The organism is Streptosporangium sp. NPDC001559 (genome assembly GCF_042893955.1).
Taxonomy (GTDB): Bacteria; Actinomycetota; Actinomycetes; order Streptosporangiales; family Streptosporangiaceae; genus Streptosporangium.
Map to the genome: position 1 here is coordinate 115,543 of NZ_JBIAVG010000018.1, position 12,817 is coordinate 128,359.

At 71.9% G+C, this 12,817-nt stretch carries 26 protein-coding genes; 1 reads left to right on the plus strand and 25 read right to left on the minus strand.

Annotated elements, in window-relative coordinates:
• Window positions 1-54 precede the first annotated feature (54 nt).
• Window positions 55-384, minus strand: a complete 330-nt coding sequence (locus ACFYY8_RS33650; RefSeq protein WP_352015359.1) for an HNH endonuclease — start codon at window positions 382-384, stop codon at window positions 55-57.
• A 246-nt stretch (window positions 385-630) separates the two neighbouring features.
• On the opposite strand from ACFYY8_RS33650, the gene ACFYY8_RS33655 reads away from it, so the two are divergent.
• Complete coding sequence (locus ACFYY8_RS33655; RefSeq protein ID WP_390048036.1) at window positions 631-948, plus strand: hypothetical protein; 318 nt, start codon at window positions 631-633, stop codon at window positions 946-948.
• Window positions 949-960: 12 nt separating this feature from the next.
• Here the strand turns inward: ACFYY8_RS33655 and ACFYY8_RS33660 are convergent, their stop codons facing one another.
• The 24 genes from ACFYY8_RS33660 to ACFYY8_RS33775 form a co-directional block, all read right to left on the minus strand.
• Window positions 961-1,230 carry a hypothetical protein gene (locus ACFYY8_RS33660; protein WP_390048038.1) on the minus strand — a complete coding sequence of 90 codons (270 nt, stop codon included), beginning with the start codon at window positions 1,228-1,230 and terminating at the stop codon, window positions 961-963.
• Window positions 1,231-1,411: 181 nt separating this feature from the next.
• Window positions 1,412-1,573 carry a hypothetical protein gene (locus ACFYY8_RS33665; RefSeq protein WP_390048040.1) on the minus strand — a complete coding sequence of 54 codons (162 nt, stop codon included), beginning with the start codon at window positions 1,571-1,573 and terminating at the stop codon, window positions 1,412-1,414.
• A 79-nt stretch (window positions 1,574-1,652) separates the two neighbouring features.
• Entirely contained in the window at window positions 1,653-2,147 is a 495-nt protein-coding gene (locus ACFYY8_RS33670; RefSeq protein WP_390048042.1) for a hypothetical protein, read from the minus strand.
• Window positions 2,148-2,156: 9 nt separating this feature from the next.
• Window positions 2,157-3,005, minus strand: a complete 849-nt coding sequence (locus ACFYY8_RS33675; RefSeq protein ID WP_390048044.1) for a hypothetical protein — start codon at window positions 3,003-3,005, stop codon at window positions 2,157-2,159.
• Between the two features lie 25 nt (window positions 3,006-3,030).
• The gene (locus tag ACFYY8_RS33680) at window positions 3,031-3,429 is read right to left on the minus strand and encodes a hypothetical protein (protein WP_390048046.1); all 399 of its coding nucleotides are present in this window, start codon (window positions 3,427-3,429) and stop codon (window positions 3,031-3,033) included.
• Window positions 3,426-4,001, minus strand: coding sequence for a hypothetical protein (locus tag ACFYY8_RS33685; protein ID WP_390048048.1), 576 nt, complete (start codon window positions 3,999-4,001; stop codon window positions 3,426-3,428). Before ACFYY8_RS33685 ends, ACFYY8_RS33680 begins: the two co-directional genes overlap by 4 nt.
• The gene (locus tag ACFYY8_RS33690; RefSeq protein WP_390048050.1) at window positions 3,998-4,294 is read right to left on the minus strand and encodes a hypothetical protein; all 297 of its coding nucleotides are present in this window, start codon (window positions 4,292-4,294) and stop codon (window positions 3,998-4,000) included. The genes ACFYY8_RS33685 and ACFYY8_RS33690 overlap by 4 nt, the downstream gene beginning before the upstream one ends.
• The gene (locus tag ACFYY8_RS33695) at window positions 4,291-4,899 is read right to left on the minus strand and encodes a hypothetical protein (RefSeq protein WP_390048051.1); all 609 of its coding nucleotides are present in this window, start codon (window positions 4,897-4,899) and stop codon (window positions 4,291-4,293) included. The genes ACFYY8_RS33690 and ACFYY8_RS33695 overlap by 4 nt, the downstream gene beginning before the upstream one ends.
• A complete protein-coding gene (locus tag ACFYY8_RS33700; protein ID WP_390048053.1) occupies window positions 4,896-5,816 on the minus strand; it encodes a hypothetical protein in 921 nt (306 codons plus the stop codon). Before ACFYY8_RS33700 ends, ACFYY8_RS33695 begins: the two co-directional genes overlap by 4 nt.
• A gap of 112 nt (window positions 5,817-5,928) precedes the next feature.
• Window positions 5,929-6,138, minus strand: coding sequence for a hypothetical protein (locus ACFYY8_RS33705; protein ID WP_390048055.1), 210 nt, complete (start codon window positions 6,136-6,138; stop codon window positions 5,929-5,931).
• Window positions 6,139-6,186: 48 nt separating this feature from the next.
• Window positions 6,187-6,669 (minus strand): hypothetical protein, encoded by a 483-nt coding sequence (locus ACFYY8_RS33710; RefSeq protein WP_390048057.1) that lies wholly within the window; start codon window positions 6,667-6,669, stop codon window positions 6,187-6,189.
• Window positions 6,666-7,400, minus strand: coding sequence for a hypothetical protein (locus tag ACFYY8_RS33715; protein ID WP_390048059.1), 735 nt, complete (start codon window positions 7,398-7,400; stop codon window positions 6,666-6,668). Before ACFYY8_RS33715 ends, ACFYY8_RS33710 begins: the two co-directional genes overlap by 4 nt.
• Window positions 7,401-7,658: 258 nt before the next feature.
• Complete coding sequence (locus tag ACFYY8_RS33720) at window positions 7,659-8,006, minus strand: hypothetical protein (RefSeq protein ID WP_390048061.1); 348 nt, start codon at window positions 8,004-8,006, stop codon at window positions 7,659-7,661.
• Window positions 8,003-8,437 (minus strand): WhiB family transcriptional regulator, encoded by a 435-nt coding sequence (locus ACFYY8_RS33725; RefSeq protein ID WP_390048063.1) that lies wholly within the window; start codon window positions 8,435-8,437, stop codon window positions 8,003-8,005. Before ACFYY8_RS33725 ends, ACFYY8_RS33720 begins: the two co-directional genes overlap by 4 nt.
• Window positions 8,434-9,564 carry a ParB/RepB/Spo0J family partition protein gene (locus ACFYY8_RS33730; RefSeq protein WP_390048065.1) on the minus strand — a complete coding sequence of 377 codons (1,131 nt, stop codon included), beginning with the start codon at window positions 9,562-9,564 and terminating at the stop codon, window positions 8,434-8,436. Before ACFYY8_RS33730 ends, ACFYY8_RS33725 begins: the two co-directional genes overlap by 4 nt.
• Window positions 9,561-9,881 carry a hypothetical protein gene (locus tag ACFYY8_RS33735; RefSeq protein WP_390048067.1) on the minus strand — a complete coding sequence of 107 codons (321 nt, stop codon included), beginning with the start codon at window positions 9,879-9,881 and terminating at the stop codon, window positions 9,561-9,563. The genes ACFYY8_RS33730 and ACFYY8_RS33735 overlap by 4 nt, the downstream gene beginning before the upstream one ends.
• Window positions 9,878-10,384 (minus strand): RusA family crossover junction endodeoxyribonuclease, encoded by a 507-nt coding sequence (locus ACFYY8_RS33740; RefSeq protein ID WP_390048068.1) that lies wholly within the window; start codon window positions 10,382-10,384, stop codon window positions 9,878-9,880. Before ACFYY8_RS33740 ends, ACFYY8_RS33735 begins: the two co-directional genes overlap by 4 nt.
• Complete coding sequence (locus ACFYY8_RS33745; RefSeq protein ID WP_390048070.1) at window positions 10,381-10,689, minus strand: hypothetical protein; 309 nt, start codon at window positions 10,687-10,689, stop codon at window positions 10,381-10,383. The genes ACFYY8_RS33740 and ACFYY8_RS33745 overlap by 4 nt, the downstream gene beginning before the upstream one ends.
• Window positions 10,686-10,880, minus strand: coding sequence for a hypothetical protein (locus tag ACFYY8_RS33750; RefSeq protein WP_390048072.1), 195 nt, complete (start codon window positions 10,878-10,880; stop codon window positions 10,686-10,688). Before ACFYY8_RS33750 ends, ACFYY8_RS33745 begins: the two co-directional genes overlap by 4 nt.
• Window positions 10,871-11,002, minus strand: a complete 132-nt coding sequence (locus tag ACFYY8_RS33755) for a hypothetical protein (RefSeq protein WP_390048074.1) — start codon at window positions 11,000-11,002, stop codon at window positions 10,871-10,873. Before ACFYY8_RS33755 ends, ACFYY8_RS33750 begins: the two co-directional genes overlap by 10 nt.
• Window positions 10,999-11,172 carry a hypothetical protein gene (locus ACFYY8_RS33760; protein ID WP_390048076.1) on the minus strand — a complete coding sequence of 58 codons (174 nt, stop codon included), beginning with the start codon at window positions 11,170-11,172 and terminating at the stop codon, window positions 10,999-11,001. Before ACFYY8_RS33760 ends, ACFYY8_RS33755 begins: the two co-directional genes overlap by 4 nt.
• The gene (locus ACFYY8_RS33765; protein ID WP_390048078.1) at window positions 11,165-12,040 is read right to left on the minus strand and encodes a VVA0879 family protein; all 876 of its coding nucleotides are present in this window, start codon (window positions 12,038-12,040) and stop codon (window positions 11,165-11,167) included. The genes ACFYY8_RS33760 and ACFYY8_RS33765 overlap by 8 nt, the downstream gene beginning before the upstream one ends.
• On the minus strand, window positions 12,037-12,252 hold the full coding sequence (locus ACFYY8_RS33770) for a hypothetical protein (protein WP_390048080.1): 216 nt from the start codon (window positions 12,250-12,252) through the stop codon (window positions 12,037-12,039). Before ACFYY8_RS33770 ends, ACFYY8_RS33765 begins: the two co-directional genes overlap by 4 nt.
• Complete coding sequence (locus ACFYY8_RS33775) at window positions 12,249-12,794, minus strand: hypothetical protein (RefSeq protein ID WP_390048082.1); 546 nt, start codon at window positions 12,792-12,794, stop codon at window positions 12,249-12,251. Before ACFYY8_RS33775 ends, ACFYY8_RS33770 begins: the two co-directional genes overlap by 4 nt.
• Window positions 12,795-12,817 lie beyond the last annotated feature (23 nt).

Below are 12,817 nucleotides of genomic sequence, written 5' to 3' on the forward strand. Positions count from 1 at the left end.
CGCGGCGATCCGAAGCGGTTCAGCGGACCGCAGCGGACGTTGATCCGATGAGCGTCAGCGTCCATGCTGACGCTTGCCGTAGTTGCAGCGCTGGCACTCGGGTTGGTAGTTGTCCAGCTCGTTCGTGCCGCCGTCGACGCGGGCGATGATGTGGCCTGCGGTCAGCGGGTTGTCCTCGGTCGGTGGGAGTCCGCAGATCGCGCACGTTGTGGCGTCTGTGAGGACGAGCTTGGCTGCCTGCTGGTGTGACCACCCGAGGCCTCGCTCCGTGGTGGTTCCGCGTGCTGCGTCGCGTGCTCGGTCTTGCTGGGTGGTGCAGGGCCCGCAGCGTGGCCCCGTCCCCCGATGTAGCCCCCGGCAGGTGAGGCACTCCCGTAGAGGCATCGCGCACCTCCTGCACCCTCGTGACTGAGAGGTTGAGCGAGCACGGGCCGGACGCCTCGTGCGTCCCCGACGATGTGGCCCCGAGTCGAGTGCCCGCCCGGTTCGACGGGGCGCCCCTGAAACCCTGGGCCCCGGTGCTTCGATGTACCGGCTGTGAGAACGCCCGCTCGATACGTCGCCGCTCTGGTCCTGCTCTCCGCCTGTGGCCAGTCGCCACCGCCACCTGCTCAGCCTGCCGCTCTGACGGTGAGCGGGACGGTAACCGTCGCGGACTTCTCCGCCGTCACGACGATGGACGAGGTCAGGTGCGCCACCCGCGGCGGCTACTCCGACATCCAGGAGGGCGCTCAGGTCGTGGTGACAGACGCCTCGTCGACCACGATCGCGCTGGGGCGGCTCGCCTACGGGTCGTGGAACAGGCACACGGGGTGTGTCTTCCTCTTCAACGTTGAGGGCGTGCCGGGTGGCCACAAGTTCTACGGCGTCGAGGTCAGCCACCGCGGGCGCCTGCAGTACACCGCCGAGCAGGTCGCTCAGCCGCTCGCGTTGACGATCGGCGGGTGAGGGGGCCTTCGCCTACTGGGCCCTGATCCAGGCGAGGGCAGTGGCCACGTGGCCCTGGATCACGGACAGGCTCGGGCACGGCCCGGTGATGTCGACCGACACGGGGATGAGCGGGTCTCCAGCCGAGTCGTAGCCGACGAACTGGAGCCAGATGTGAGGGATCTCGCCGCCGGGCCGGTAGGTGATGACCATCATCACTTCGTGGTCGATGACCTCGCCGGGCAGCGTCTGGTCGGCGAGGGCGGTGGTGATGAACTCGGAGACGCGGTCGGTCAGGCGCACAGGAGCTCCTTCGTGATGGTGCGGGCGGGCGGCCCGCCGCAGCGTCAGGCCACCCGCCCGGCCGAGAGGCGGCCCGGCCCACAGCGCTCCTCAGTCGCCGGGGCCGGGCCGCGGGGCTCACGCACCCACGGGTTGGGGGCCTGGGTGCGGAGCCGGGCGCACTCCCGCCAGGGGTGCGCGTCTAGTGCTCGTCGAGGTCGAGCAGGGCGTACGCCAGTTCGCGTCGCTGCTGAGGGTTGAGCCGCACCGGCCAGAGGGCGGGCAGCAGGAGGACGTCGTCCTCGTCGAGGATGGGGACGATGTCGAGCGGACGCGGGAAGACGATCACAGGTGCCGTTCTCATGCGAAAGGCCCGCTCGGTGGCGGGCCTTCGTGTCGTAGCTGAGCACATGGTGGCGTTCGCGCAGGTCGCTGTCAAGCGATCACTGCCGCGCCTTGAGCGCCTCCACCTCCTCGGCGAGGAGTGCAGCCCCGGCGACAAGCTTCTCCAGACCTTCTGGCGCGCACCTTGCGAGGTACTTCTGCAGGGTCTCTCGGTCGCCGTGGTAGGCCATCCACAGCGCCATTTTCACCGCGTCCCTGTTCTCGACTTCGGGGTCGAGAGATTCTTTGCCCACCTGGCGCATCGCCGCGTCGAGCAGTGCGCCAGCATCACTGGGCTCGCCGTCCAGGACTCTTTCCAGGTCCCAAGGGCCAGCCCACCCTCCGAAGCTTCCCCTGCCCCAGAAGGGGCCTTCATCTCCGTCCCACTGCACGTAGACGCAGAAACAGATCCCCTCCTGATTGACGAGGTGCGCCGCACCAGAGTCCTGTGCTTCAGGAGGAGATTGGGCGATCGCGCCAGCCCTGTCGTGAACCCGGTGACGGACTCGGGTGCCGATGGGGAGGTGCTTCCGTGCCTGTTCGATGGTGAGCATCGGGCCTTCTCATAAGACCAGGTCCAGTACGTCTCCGACACGGTACAGCGGGCGACCAAGCTCGTTCTCGCCTTTTGCGGTGATCCTGCCGCGGTGGGCGTAGCCGCGGATCATGGCCGGCGTTAGGCGGTCATGGAAGCCGTGCAGGGCGCGGGCGATCTCGGCGGCGGTGCCGAGGACGTCGGCGACCTGGTCGAGGAGCCATTCCTCCCGAGCGGCGGCGTCGTGGGCGGCCCGGCAGGTGTGGCAGCGAATAGTGCGGACTCCGTGTCGGGCGTACAGGTCGGCGGTGCAGTCCCGCACTCCGCAGGGCCCTGCGTACCAGGTGGCGGCTGGTCGGTCGATGGCACGCCTGGCCTGCCGTACGGCGTCCGCCAGCTCGTCGACGGCCTCTTCGACGGCCGGGTGGGCGAGGAGCGCGCGCCGCTGCTGGATGAGCCATCGTGCGAGTGCGGGCAGCGTGTCGGTGGGGGTGCGGCTGGCGGCGATCCACACGCAGCTCGGGTGGTCGCAGGCCTGGCAGGTCGGCCCGGGTCGCTCGTCGTCGGCCAGGAGCACGCGGACCCACCCGACGAGCGCGCTCCGCAGGACGTCCCTGGCCTCGCGGGCTCGCTGGTCCCAGGGCAGCGGGGTTCGCCGGAGGGTGAGCCCGACCTCGGGGTCGATCTCGTCGGAGGCCTCGGCCCGGCCGCCGGACGTGCCGAGTTTGGCCTGCCGGGTGAGGGCCAGGTCCAGGTGCAGGTCGAGTGAGGGCACGTCAGTGAGATCTCGGAGCAGGCCGGTGGAGCAGGCCCGGCAGACGGTGAGGTTGCCGGGCATGGTGCGGGTGCAGGTCGGGACGGGGCAAGGGCGGGACAAGGGGGCTCCGTGGTGCTGGTCGGGGTCAGACGGGGTGTACGGCGGCGGGGGTGTCAGGCATCTCGTTCGGTTCCTCGTCGTCAGCGGGGTCCCAGGTGGCGAGTGGGTCCCGCTCTTCGGTGGCCCACACGTAGGTCGGGCAGGGCCACGGGTTCCCGCATTCGGTGCAGCAGCCGGACGTCATGCCGCCCTCGGTGATCTCCTTGGTGTGGGCGTGGGCGATGCGTCCGAGCCGGTCTGCGGCGGAGGTCAGGACGATGTGGTGGCCGCGGATGGCCTTGATGTCGGCGAGCGGCTGGGTGTCGATGGTCGAGGGGTTGCTGCGCCAGCGGATGGTGGCGGTGCGGTCGGGCCAGAGGATGCCGTCGGCGACGGTGGTGTTGTCGTGGTCGCGGGTGAGGTGGAAGCGGCGGGGGCCGTTCATCGGGTTGCTCCTGCGAGTGCGGCGCGTGCGGCCGCTGCGCCTCGCGCGGCTGTGGTGGCCTGTGAGGCTTCGTGAGGCTTGGGGGTGGCCCGTTGTGTGCGTGGCGCGGTTCCGCCCGTCTCCGTGGCTCTCAGCGCCTCCTGGGGGCCAATGTGGGGCCGGGCGAGGGTGACGATGTACGGCTGCCCGCAGTGCGCCATCCGGTAGCGCCTGCCGTACTGGGCGGCGTGCCAGTGGACCCGCGTGCAGAACGGGCAGGTGACGACGGCGATCTTCCTGCCGGGCTCGAATCCGTGGATGCCGACGACGACCCGCGCGGTGACGTGGACGGTGACGAGGCACACCTCCACCAGGTCGGCCTGGGCGACGTGGACGCAGGTGACCGAGCAGCGGGGGCTGCACAGTCCGCGCCCTTCGGCCTTCCCGCACACCAGGCAGGAGGGCTCGCAGGGTTCGGCCTGGCTCTCCCGGGTCCGGCGGGGCCGGGGTGTGTGGGTGGGGCGGCGCGGCGGGCGCGCGGGCTCGGCGGGTTCGTCCCAGAGCGCGGGCTGGTCGAGGACGGCGCGGGTCATGCCACTCGCCTCCGCGCGGCGATCAGCTCGGCTTCGAGTTCGGCCCGGTGCTCGGCGGCCTGCCGTTCGGAGACGGGTGGTGCGCCGCGGGTCCAGTCGGCGAGCGTGGTGAGGGCCTGGTCGTCCGGCACCAGGGCGGCGAGAACGACGGCGAGCGCGCGCAGCTCGACGAGCCCGAGGCGGTTCAGCACGTCGTGGGAGGCGCGGTCGTCGCGGTCGTGGACGGCGGCGATGAGGCGGGTGGCAGGCCAGAGCATGCGGTCGGCCAGCTGGTCGAGGTCGGTGGTGCTCACGACTGCGCTCCGAAGAGGACAGCGCGGCGCACGCCGTTGACGTCGCGCCACTCGGCGAGCCCGGCATCAACCAGGCGCCCTTCGTGGGCGGGGGCTCCGGGCAGGCGGCGTCCGGCGGCGTTGACGCAGGACTGGCCGACGGCGGCCCGGCAAGGCTGCCAGGGGCACGGGACCTGGTTGGCGGCGACGCGGAGCGGGTCGCGGTCGGCGCCGCGGGCCTGGGTGTACTCGGGGGTGGGTGGAGCGCCGGTGCCGGTCGCGATCGCCGCTCTGGGGATGTGCGCGCCGTTGGCGAGACGCTCGATGGAGGCCGCCAGCCGGGCCTTGTAGGCGTGGGCGTTGTCGGCGAGTTCGGCGGGCGGTGTGGGGACCGGGTGGCGGGCGATGCGCTCTTCCCGGATGCGGCGGACCTCGCTCACGATCTCGGCGAGCGAGGTGAAGGGGTGGAGTTTCACCAGCCGGTCGACGGCTTCGGCGGCGTCGTCGGGGTTGATGTCCTTGAGGGCGGCGGCGTACCAGGCGTCGGGGGTGCCGTCTTCGAGGCGTTGCTGGGGCCAGAGGCGGCCGACGTGGCGGACGAAGCGGACGGCTTCGGTGGGGGTCATGAGGCGAGTTCTCCTCTCACGGGGTCGGTGCGGGCGGCCATGGCGGCTTCGGCGGCGAGGGCGCGCTCCATGGCGGCGTCGAGGATCTGGGCGTTGCGGGACTTGCCGGGTTGGGCCGGGGTGGTGCGGTTCATGACCTCGTTGACCACGGCGGGCAGCGTGCTGGGGCTGAGGCCCTTGGCGGCCCAGGCGGTCATGCCGTCGCGGACTGCGTCGGGCGGGATGCCGTCGTCGAGCAGCTGCTTGACGCGTTTGCCGAGTTGGCCGAGGACGTCGCTGGGGGGCCGGTGGCGGCAGGTGTCGATGTATTCGGCGACGAGGGTCTGCGCGGTGACGGCGGCGGCGGGGTGTTCGTCGGCGGCACCGGGCGGGGCGGGCGCGCGGCGCGGCGGAGCCGTGCCCGCCGAAGGCGGAATCCCTGCTCCCTGCTCCCTGCTCCCTGCTCCCTGCTCAGGGGCGAGGATCTCCGGAGGGCTCTGGAGACCCTCCGGAGGATTTCCGGAGGGTGGGTGAGGAGGTTCGGGTTCGGGGTCGTTTCTGCTGGTCGCAGCGTTGAGCGCCGCTTCGATCTGCTGCTCGGAAGGCCGGGGGTAGCGGGGTTTCGCGGGGTGGGAGACCTTCTGGTGTTCATCCCAGCTGCGGATGAACAACAGGGGCTTTCCGGAGGCCTCATACCGCACGATCAGACCCGCCGTGGAGAGTCTCCGGAGATCCTCCCGAGTCCTCTGGAGGGACTCGCGAGGGTCGTCCTCAAGCGGCCAGATGGCCGCGTTGATGAGCTTCTCGTTGTCAGGGGCGACACCGTTGTCGTCCACGTGCGTCCACAACCCGATGAACAACAGCCGCGCCGACAGGGGCAGTGTTGCGATCTTCTCCGAGGTGAAGAAGTCGGGTTTGATACTGCGAATCCGCGCCACGGAGGCGTCTCCCTTGATGCTGGTAGGGCTTATTGGGACAGCGGGAGCAAGGCCTGTCTTCGGCGCGTGGGCACGCCGAGGAGGGCTCCTGGCGACGTTGGCGCTGCGGCGGTCAGAACAGGGCGGCCTGCTCCTGCTCCTCGTTCGGCTGCCCGTACGGCTCCTCGACGAGGGGCCCGGCGGCGCGGGCCTTCTCCCGGTGCCGTGGCGCGCACGCCGTGCAGCTCAGGGCGGCGTAGTAGCTGCGCCCCGGGGTCCTGCCGGTGATGACCAGCGTTGCGGGGCGTCTGCAACTGCTGCAGGTGCTGGGCGGCCAGGGCATGGTGGACTCCGCGGGTCCGGGGGCTGCTGCGGGTGTACCCGGTGCGGATCATGGCGTCATCTCCCGCTTCAGGAGGACGATCCGCCCGAACAGCGGAACCGGGGTCGCGCAGCACTCGTCGTCGGCGCACCCGTTCGCGCACCAGCCGCACTCCTGGAGGCAAGCGCCGTCGGGGCGGTGGGCGGTGCAGGTGGGGTCACACACGCAGCACTCGGCCCGCTGGGCTCCGGGGGCGGGGCATCCGGGGTGCGGGTGAACGCAGGCGTGCAGGCCGAGGACGGTGACGCCGCCGGGCTGGTAGGCGCCGACCGCGATGCCGAGGGCGGTGGCCGACAGTACGCCGGTCGCCTTCTTGCCCTTGCCGAACATCATCTCGTCGGCCTGGGTGGCGATCAGGTCGGCGTCGGCCGCGACGCGTTCCTGCCGCTGCTCGAAGGTGGTGCCGCGCAGTTCGGCGATGGCCAGCGGCACCAGGCCGAGGAGGGCCCCCTGGAGATTGGCGTAGGTGTCGGCGATCGTGCGCACGGTCATGCCGCCTCCTGCCGTTCGGCGCGGCGCTGGGCGTCGCGGGCACGGCGGGCCAGGACCTTCGTCGGCCTGTCGTGGCGGCGGTCGGCGCGCCGGTCGGTCCCCCAGGGCCTCGACGGGGTCTCGCCTTCGTGCCACAGTTCGCGGAAGCGCTGTCGCCCCTTGGCGATGTGGCTCTTGAACGTCGCGGGGGTCATGTCGAGGAGCGCGGCGGCGGCCTCGTACAGGTCGGCGGCGGCCAGCGCGTAGATCGCCTCTCGCTGGCGCGGCGTCAGGCTGGGGAGGATCTGCTCAAGGGCGAGCCGTTCCACGACCGCCCCTTCGGGGGAAGCGGTGTGGCGGGTGATGTACTGCCAGTACTGCTGGTACTTCGGTGAGGACCCGGGCCCGTGGGCCTGGCCGTCGGTGTGCTCCCGGTAGAAGCCCATCTCCCGGTACTCGGACCTGATGAGGGCGTAGATGGCGTTGCGGCCGACTTCGACCAGCTGGTGGGCGGTGGGTGGTTCCGTGCTGGTGTAGAGGTGTTCGACGATCGCGGACCAGGCTTCGTCACGGCGGTCGAGGTAGTGCATGACGATCTTGCGGCCGGTGTTGGTGGCCAGGGCGGCGATGCGGTCGAGCTGGGCGAGGGTGTAGCCGTGCTTCAGCTCTGCGGGGTTCCACGGCGGGTCGTAGTGGACGTCGGGCGCGGCATCTTCGCGGGTCCGGGGCGGGTAGTAGGTGAGCTGGGTCATGGTGCTGCCTCCTTGGGGAGCGAGGCGTCGTGCTTGGACGGGGTGTCGCCTTGTCTTGCTGAAGCCGACGTCGTCGGCGAGAAGTGGGCGCCGGGCTCCGGTTCGCCCGCGAGGGCGGCCGGGGTGTGGCGGGGACAGCGGGGCCCGGCGATGAAAGGCCTCACGTCACTGACCGCGCCGCAGCGGCGCGCCTCGGTGGGGATCCAGTACCTGCAGGCCCGGCCGCGGGTGGCGGCCGGGCTGGAGGCGATGGTCCGGTCAGGCACGGAGGTCCTGGGCGATGGTGGAGGCCTTGGGTCCCAGCGGCTTCGCACCCGGGTAGGTGAGGTGGTCGGGGGCGGTCGGCAGGGTGCGCGCGGTGGTGGGGTTGCCGAGCTGGGCCTTGTAGGTGTCGGCCTGTTCCTCTAGCCACGCGATCGCGTCGAGCGTCGGCGGTTCCTCTTCGCCCTGGCAGGCTCGGCAGGTGGGGACCATGGCGTCGGGCGGTACCGTCTGCCACAGTTCGCCCGGGTCGGTGGTGTCGAGGCCGCACACCGTCTTGTCGCCGTCGAGGGGGTGGTGGGCGTAGGTGAGGGCGCGGCGTGCGGGTGCGATCCGGCCGGTCATGCGGGCACCCCGGCGTCCTGCTCGGCGACCCACGCCCAGGCGCGCTCCATCGCGTCGGGGTTCATGCGGCGGCCGGAGCCAAGCTTGCTGACGAGGGCCTCGGTGACGCCGAGGGCGTCGGCGACCTGACGCCACGTCCAGTCGAGCCGCTCACGGCAGGCGTTCAGGGCCTGACGGAGCTGGAGAGCACCAACGTCAGGAGCGGACGCACGGGGGCCGCGGAGAAGTTCGGCGCGCTCAGCCGGGGTGAGGCCACCCCAGATCCCGTCGGGTTCGGCCGCTTCCAGGGCGTAGGTGCGGCAATCGGCCAGGATCGGACAGCCGGAGCAGACCGCCTTGGCTGCGTCCACCGCGGGGCGGATGGTGTAAGAGACCGGGAAGAACAGCTCGGCGTCAACCCGTCGGCATGCGGCCCGCTCGACGCCTTTCACGAGGCGCTCCCCTGGTGCTCGGCCTCGGTGGCGATGACGACGCGCTCGTCGCCCCTGATGACGGTCTCCCAGCACTGGCCGCACGCGACCCGCCCGATCCGGCGGCGGGCGGTGTGCTCCCTGGCCTGACACAGCCGGGAGGCCTTCTTCGCGAGCGGGTGAGTGGTGGTCAGGTAGTCGGGCTCCCACGACCACGCCGGAACCGCGGAGGACCCGGCGGCGCGGGCTTCGCGGGCCTTCTTGCGCAGGCGGCGGACGGCGGCGACGGCGTCGGTGGCGGTCAGCTCGCCGGTACGGACCCGCTCCTTGGAGGCGTCGTCGAGCTCCAGGAGCGCCAGGAGGTAGGAGACGGTGCCGGAGGCTATGCCGGTGCGGGCGGTGATGAGGGCGCCGGAGTAGCCCTGGTCGCGCAGCGCGCCGAGCGCTTCGGCTTTCTCGATCGGGTTGAGGTCTCTCCTCTGCACGTTCTCGACCAGCATCACCTCGATCGCCTGGGTGTCGGTGACGTCGTGGCGGATGACGGCCGGAACGGTGGTGAGGCCTGCCTGGAGGGCGGCGGCGCGGCGTCGGTGGCCGGCGAGCAGTTCGTAGTGGCCGGGCTTGGCCGGGTGGGGGCGGACGGTGAGGGGCTGCAGGAGTCCCTGGGCGGCGATGCTGGCGGCGAGCTCGTCAAGGTCGCCGAGTTCGCTGCGGATGTTGCCGGGGTGGTCGTGGATCGCGGCCAGAGGCAGGTCGACGGCGGCGGCGCCCTTGACGGGGCGGGGGCTGCTGGCGGCGGGGGGCTTCGGGTGCGGCGCGGCGGTCGGGGCGGGCTTCGGCGGGGCGGCCGGTGTCGCGGGGGTGGGTGCCTGGAACTGGATGGTGCGGGGGGTTCCGTCGAGAAGGCTGCGCGCCCAGGTGAGGTCCTCGGTGGGTACGTCGTCGGGGACCTGGGCCTTGTACTTCGGTTTGCTGGGGTCGTAGACGCGGCCGTTCTTGTCGATCATCCAGCCCTTTTGGCCGTTGGCGAGGCCGCGGACGGCGGAGATGGGCCAGCCGGTGTGTTCGGCGACGGCGTGGATGGTGTGGCCGGCGGCGAGGAGGGCGAGGGCCTTGCTTGTGTCGGGTCGCATGGCGGTTGCGGTCATGCGGCGGCGCTCCTTTCGGTGGTCTGGGCGGTCTGGTGGCGGTGGGCGGCGGCGTAGCGCTGGATCTGCCGCTCGCCGAGGGACAGCTCCCACCGGATGCGGGCCGGGGAGGCTTTCGCGGCGAGGAGCGCGGCGTACTGCGCCAGGAGGCGTCGGCCCCGGGCGCTGACGGGGGTCCAGATGGGGGCGGCGCCGACGGTGCGTGGGTAGCGGTCCAGGGTGTTGTGGACGCGGTGGCGGGTGTAGCAGGCGGTGGTAAGGCCGCGAGCGTGGTGGGTGCCGGGGCGTCCGCAGCAGGCGCAGGCCACGGTGGTCACGGCGTCACCGCCCAGATGCGGATGACCACACCCGGCGCGAGGAGGGCGTCGGGGTCGGTGTCGCCGACGTAGAGCTTGCGGGGGTTGTGGTAGCGGACGACTCGGGCGTCGTCGGCCCAGATCCCAGCTGCGGTGAGCGCGTCCTCGGTGGACCTGATCAGCTTGGACAGGTCGGGGTAGGTGGTGTGGTGGGGGCGTTTGACGGTCTTGCCTCGGTGGAGGGTGAAGGCCATCTCGACGATGAGCGGCTGGTCGAGGGGTTCCCATTCGACGAGGCCGAGGGCGGCGCAGGCGGGGTCGGTGGCTTCGACGGCGGCCTGCCGGACACTCGCCCGCCAGGGGGCGACCTTCTTGGAGGACTCGATGAGGCGGCCGTCGCCGACGTGCCGTTTGCTGCCCTGGGGGCCGGGGGTGCCGTAGACGACGACGGTGATGAGGGGCGGGGTGGTGCCCGCCGCCGGGCTGGGGATGGGCTCGGCGGCGGGGGTCGTGGGGGCGGTCACCGGACAGCTTCGCTCTCGAGGGCGAGCCGGATGGCGGTCGCCCACTCCTGCGGGATCTGGGCGCGGACAGCGGCCACGAACGCCGCTGGGTCGGGCTGGCCGGAGTTGAGGTAGACGTCGGCGATGGCCGACTCCTCCCGCAGGCTGGCGAGGTGGTCGCGGGCGCCATCCCACCGTCCGGCGTCCAGGGCGGCCAGGGCGCGGCCGAGGTGCTCGATCATGAGCGCGAAGTGCTTCGCGGCTTCGCGGTCGCGAAGGGCGTTGGCAGCGACGCGCGGCAGTTCGGCGAGGGTCTGGGTGCTCATGCCTGGGCCTCCAGGACGGTGTGGGGAGCCTGCTCGGGCTCGGCGGGGATGAGGAGGAGGGTCGCGGCCACGGCGGCGAGGTAGAGGGTGAGCGCGAGGGCGGCCAGCCAGGTGATGCGGCGGCGGGAGGCCCAGATGCTGACGCCTGCTGCGGCGATGGCGGCGAGGGCGGTGAGGATGCTCAGCAGCACGTTGTCCTCCGGCGGATGTCGTCGAGGCCATCGCGCACCGGAACCTGGTCGGCGAGGTCGCGCATCGTGGCGAGCGCGAGTTCGACGTCCGTCTCGTCGAGGCGTGAGGGGCGGTCGGTCACTGCCGCCTCCACTTGTCGAGGGAGACCAGCCCGTCGTAGTCGTCGTCCGGGTCCGCCAGCTGTTCCAGCGGCTTGGAGCGGCGGGGCATCGGGGACAAGAGGAGGTAGAGCAGGGCGGTGATGGCCAGGCCGATGAGGGCGGCGCCGGTCCACAGGAGGAGGTCACGCATCGGGAGCCACCCCCACCACGGCGTCGGCGAGCGGGAAGCACCACATGCTGCGCCCGTCCGTCAGGGTGACCTCCCACGGCCCACGGAACAGGCCGTAAGCGACCCAGGTGCAGCCGCGGCCCGTCCAGCTCCCGGCGCGGCCCTTCAGGGCGCCGAGGGTCCGGCCGATGCACTCCTGGCCGATGACGTCGGACGCCAGGACCGGCTTCCTGTTGCTGTGCTTGCGAGGGTGGGCGGCCAGCGCGTCCTTGAAGTCCTGGCCGGTGGCGACGTCGCCGCAGCTGGGGCACTGGAACGCCCACTTCATGGGGTCCTTGCCGAATTGCTTGGCCGCTTCGGCGAGAAGTTCGGCCTGAGTGAGGGTGCGGTGGGTGCTGGTGGCTCCACCGCCGTTCGGCGCGTCGACGAGAAGGAGGTCGTCGGCGGCGGCGCGTAGCGCGTCCACCACCGTCTCCTGGGTTTGCGGCCGGTCGTTCCACTCACGCCCGACCGCCACCTCCAGGCGGTTCGAGCGGACCTGCTGCCGGTAGGGGGTTGCTACGTCGTCGGTGGGAAGGCCGAGCCGGAGGTGCTTCGCGAACGCTTCGGCGGCGGCCAACGCCGCTTCGAACTGGTCGGGGTCGATCGGCTCGACCTCGCTGATGGGGTCGACCTGCTTGATGGTGCTTGCCCAGGCGGTGGGCGGGAGGCCTGCGGCGATGGCGATGGCGCCGAGGGAGCAGACGCGGCAGTCGCGGCTGGAAGTGCCTTCGCAGATCTGCTGGTCTTCGTCGTAGTAGTCGGCGATCATCAGGCCGTTGCGGTCGATGATGGTGGCGGCTCTGCGGAGGATGGCGGCCGGGGACAGGTCGAGTGTGGTGGCGCTCATCGGGGCGTCCTTCCGTGGTGGGGTGCGCGGGGGTGGAGGGTGATGCCGCGGACGGTGGCGGCGAGAGTGGCGCGGGCCGCTCGGGCCCGGCGGGCAGCCAGCGCGGTGATGCGGTGGCGGAGGGCGGGCCGGTGGCGCAGGTGCTGGGCGGCCAGGGCGACGGTCAGCAGGGCGGCCAGCAGCCAGCCCGTGCCGGGTAGGAGGGCGGTCACTGGTCGGCCCCCGGGTTCAGGACGGGGTGGACGCCGGTCGGGGTCGGGTCGATGTACGGCGGGTGACCGACCGCGGAGGCGCGGAGACCGAGCGGCTCCTCGACCTCGACCGGCGTGGCCGGCGACTCCGTGGTGTTCCGGTCGCGCCAGGAAGCGGCCACGTCCATACGCTGCTCGTCGGTCAAGTCGGCCAGGAGGTCCATCACCTCCTCCCGCACGGCGTCCAGGTGGCGGACGCGGGCGGGCGAGTCGGAGGGCAACGTCGACGCGGCCACAACGCTGTACAGGGCGCGGGCCAGCTGCAGCAGCTGCCCTTCGGTCCAGACGGGGCCGGTGTGGGTGATGGCGTCCAGGACGTTCGCGCCCGCTCCGGCTGCGGAGGCCAGGGCGCGCAGCCAGGCGGAGTCGTTGGTCCACAGAGCCCGGCGGGGGCCGAGGGCGATCGATACTCGGGGGCCGTGCTCGTCCTGGACGAGTTCGCCGGCGACCGGCTTGCCGATCTCTTCGGTGGTGGTTTCGGTGAGGTAGGCGGTGTCGCCCATGAGGTTCTCCAGGCGCGAGGGGC

Bases quoted from the DNA above. Each gene is read 5' to 3' on its own strand.
- ACFYY8_RS33650 (WP_352015359.1), bottom strand. From the start codon at position 384: ATGCCTCTACGGGAGTGCCTCACCTGCCGGGGGCTACATCGGGGGACG.
- ACFYY8_RS33665 (WP_390048040.1), bottom strand. From the start codon at position 1,573: ATGAGAACGGCACCTGTGATCGTCTTCCCGCGTCCGCTCGACATCGTC.
- ACFYY8_RS33670 (WP_390048042.1), bottom strand. From the start codon at position 2,147: ATGCTCACCATCGAACAGGCACGGAAGCACCTCCCCATCGGCACCCGA.
- ACFYY8_RS33680 (WP_390048046.1), bottom strand. From the start codon at position 3,429: ATGAACGGCCCCCGCCGCTTCCACCTCACCCGCGACCACGACAACACC.
- ACFYY8_RS33685 (WP_390048048.1), bottom strand. From the start codon at position 4,001: ATGACCCGCGCCGTCCTCGACCAGCCCGCGCTCTGGGACGAACCCGCC.
- ACFYY8_RS33695 (WP_390048051.1), bottom strand. From the start codon at position 4,899: ATGACCCCCACCGAAGCCGTCCGCTTCGTCCGCCACGTCGGCCGCCTC.
- ACFYY8_RS33705 (WP_390048055.1), bottom strand. From the start codon at position 6,138: ATGCCCTGGCCGCCCAGCACCTGCAGCAGTTGCAGACGCCCCGCAACG.
- ACFYY8_RS33710 (WP_390048057.1), bottom strand. From the start codon at position 6,669: ATGACCGTGCGCACGATCGCCGACACCTACGCCAATCTCCAGGGGGCC.
- ACFYY8_RS33715 (WP_390048059.1), bottom strand. From the start codon at position 7,400: ATGACCCAGCTCACCTACTACCCGCCCCGGACCCGCGAAGATGCCGCG.
- ACFYY8_RS33720 (WP_390048061.1), bottom strand. From the start codon at position 8,006: ATGACCGGCCGGATCGCACCCGCACGCCGCGCCCTCACCTACGCCCAC.
- ACFYY8_RS33730 (WP_390048065.1), bottom strand. From the start codon at position 9,564: ATGACCGCAACCGCCATGCGACCCGACACAAGCAAGGCCCTCGCCCTC.
- ACFYY8_RS33745 (WP_390048070.1), bottom strand. From the start codon at position 10,689: ATGAGCACCCAGACCCTCGCCGAACTGCCGCGCGTCGCTGCCAACGCC.
- ACFYY8_RS33760 (WP_390048076.1), bottom strand. From the start codon at position 11,172: ATGCGTGACCTCCTCCTGTGGACCGGCGCCGCCCTCATCGGCCTGGCC.
- ACFYY8_RS33765 (WP_390048078.1), bottom strand. From the start codon at position 12,040: ATGAGCGCCACCACACTCGACCTGTCCCCGGCCGCCATCCTCCGCAGA.
- ACFYY8_RS33775 (WP_390048082.1), bottom strand. From the start codon at position 12,794: ATGGGCGACACCGCCTACCTCACCGAAACCACCACCGAAGAGATCGGC.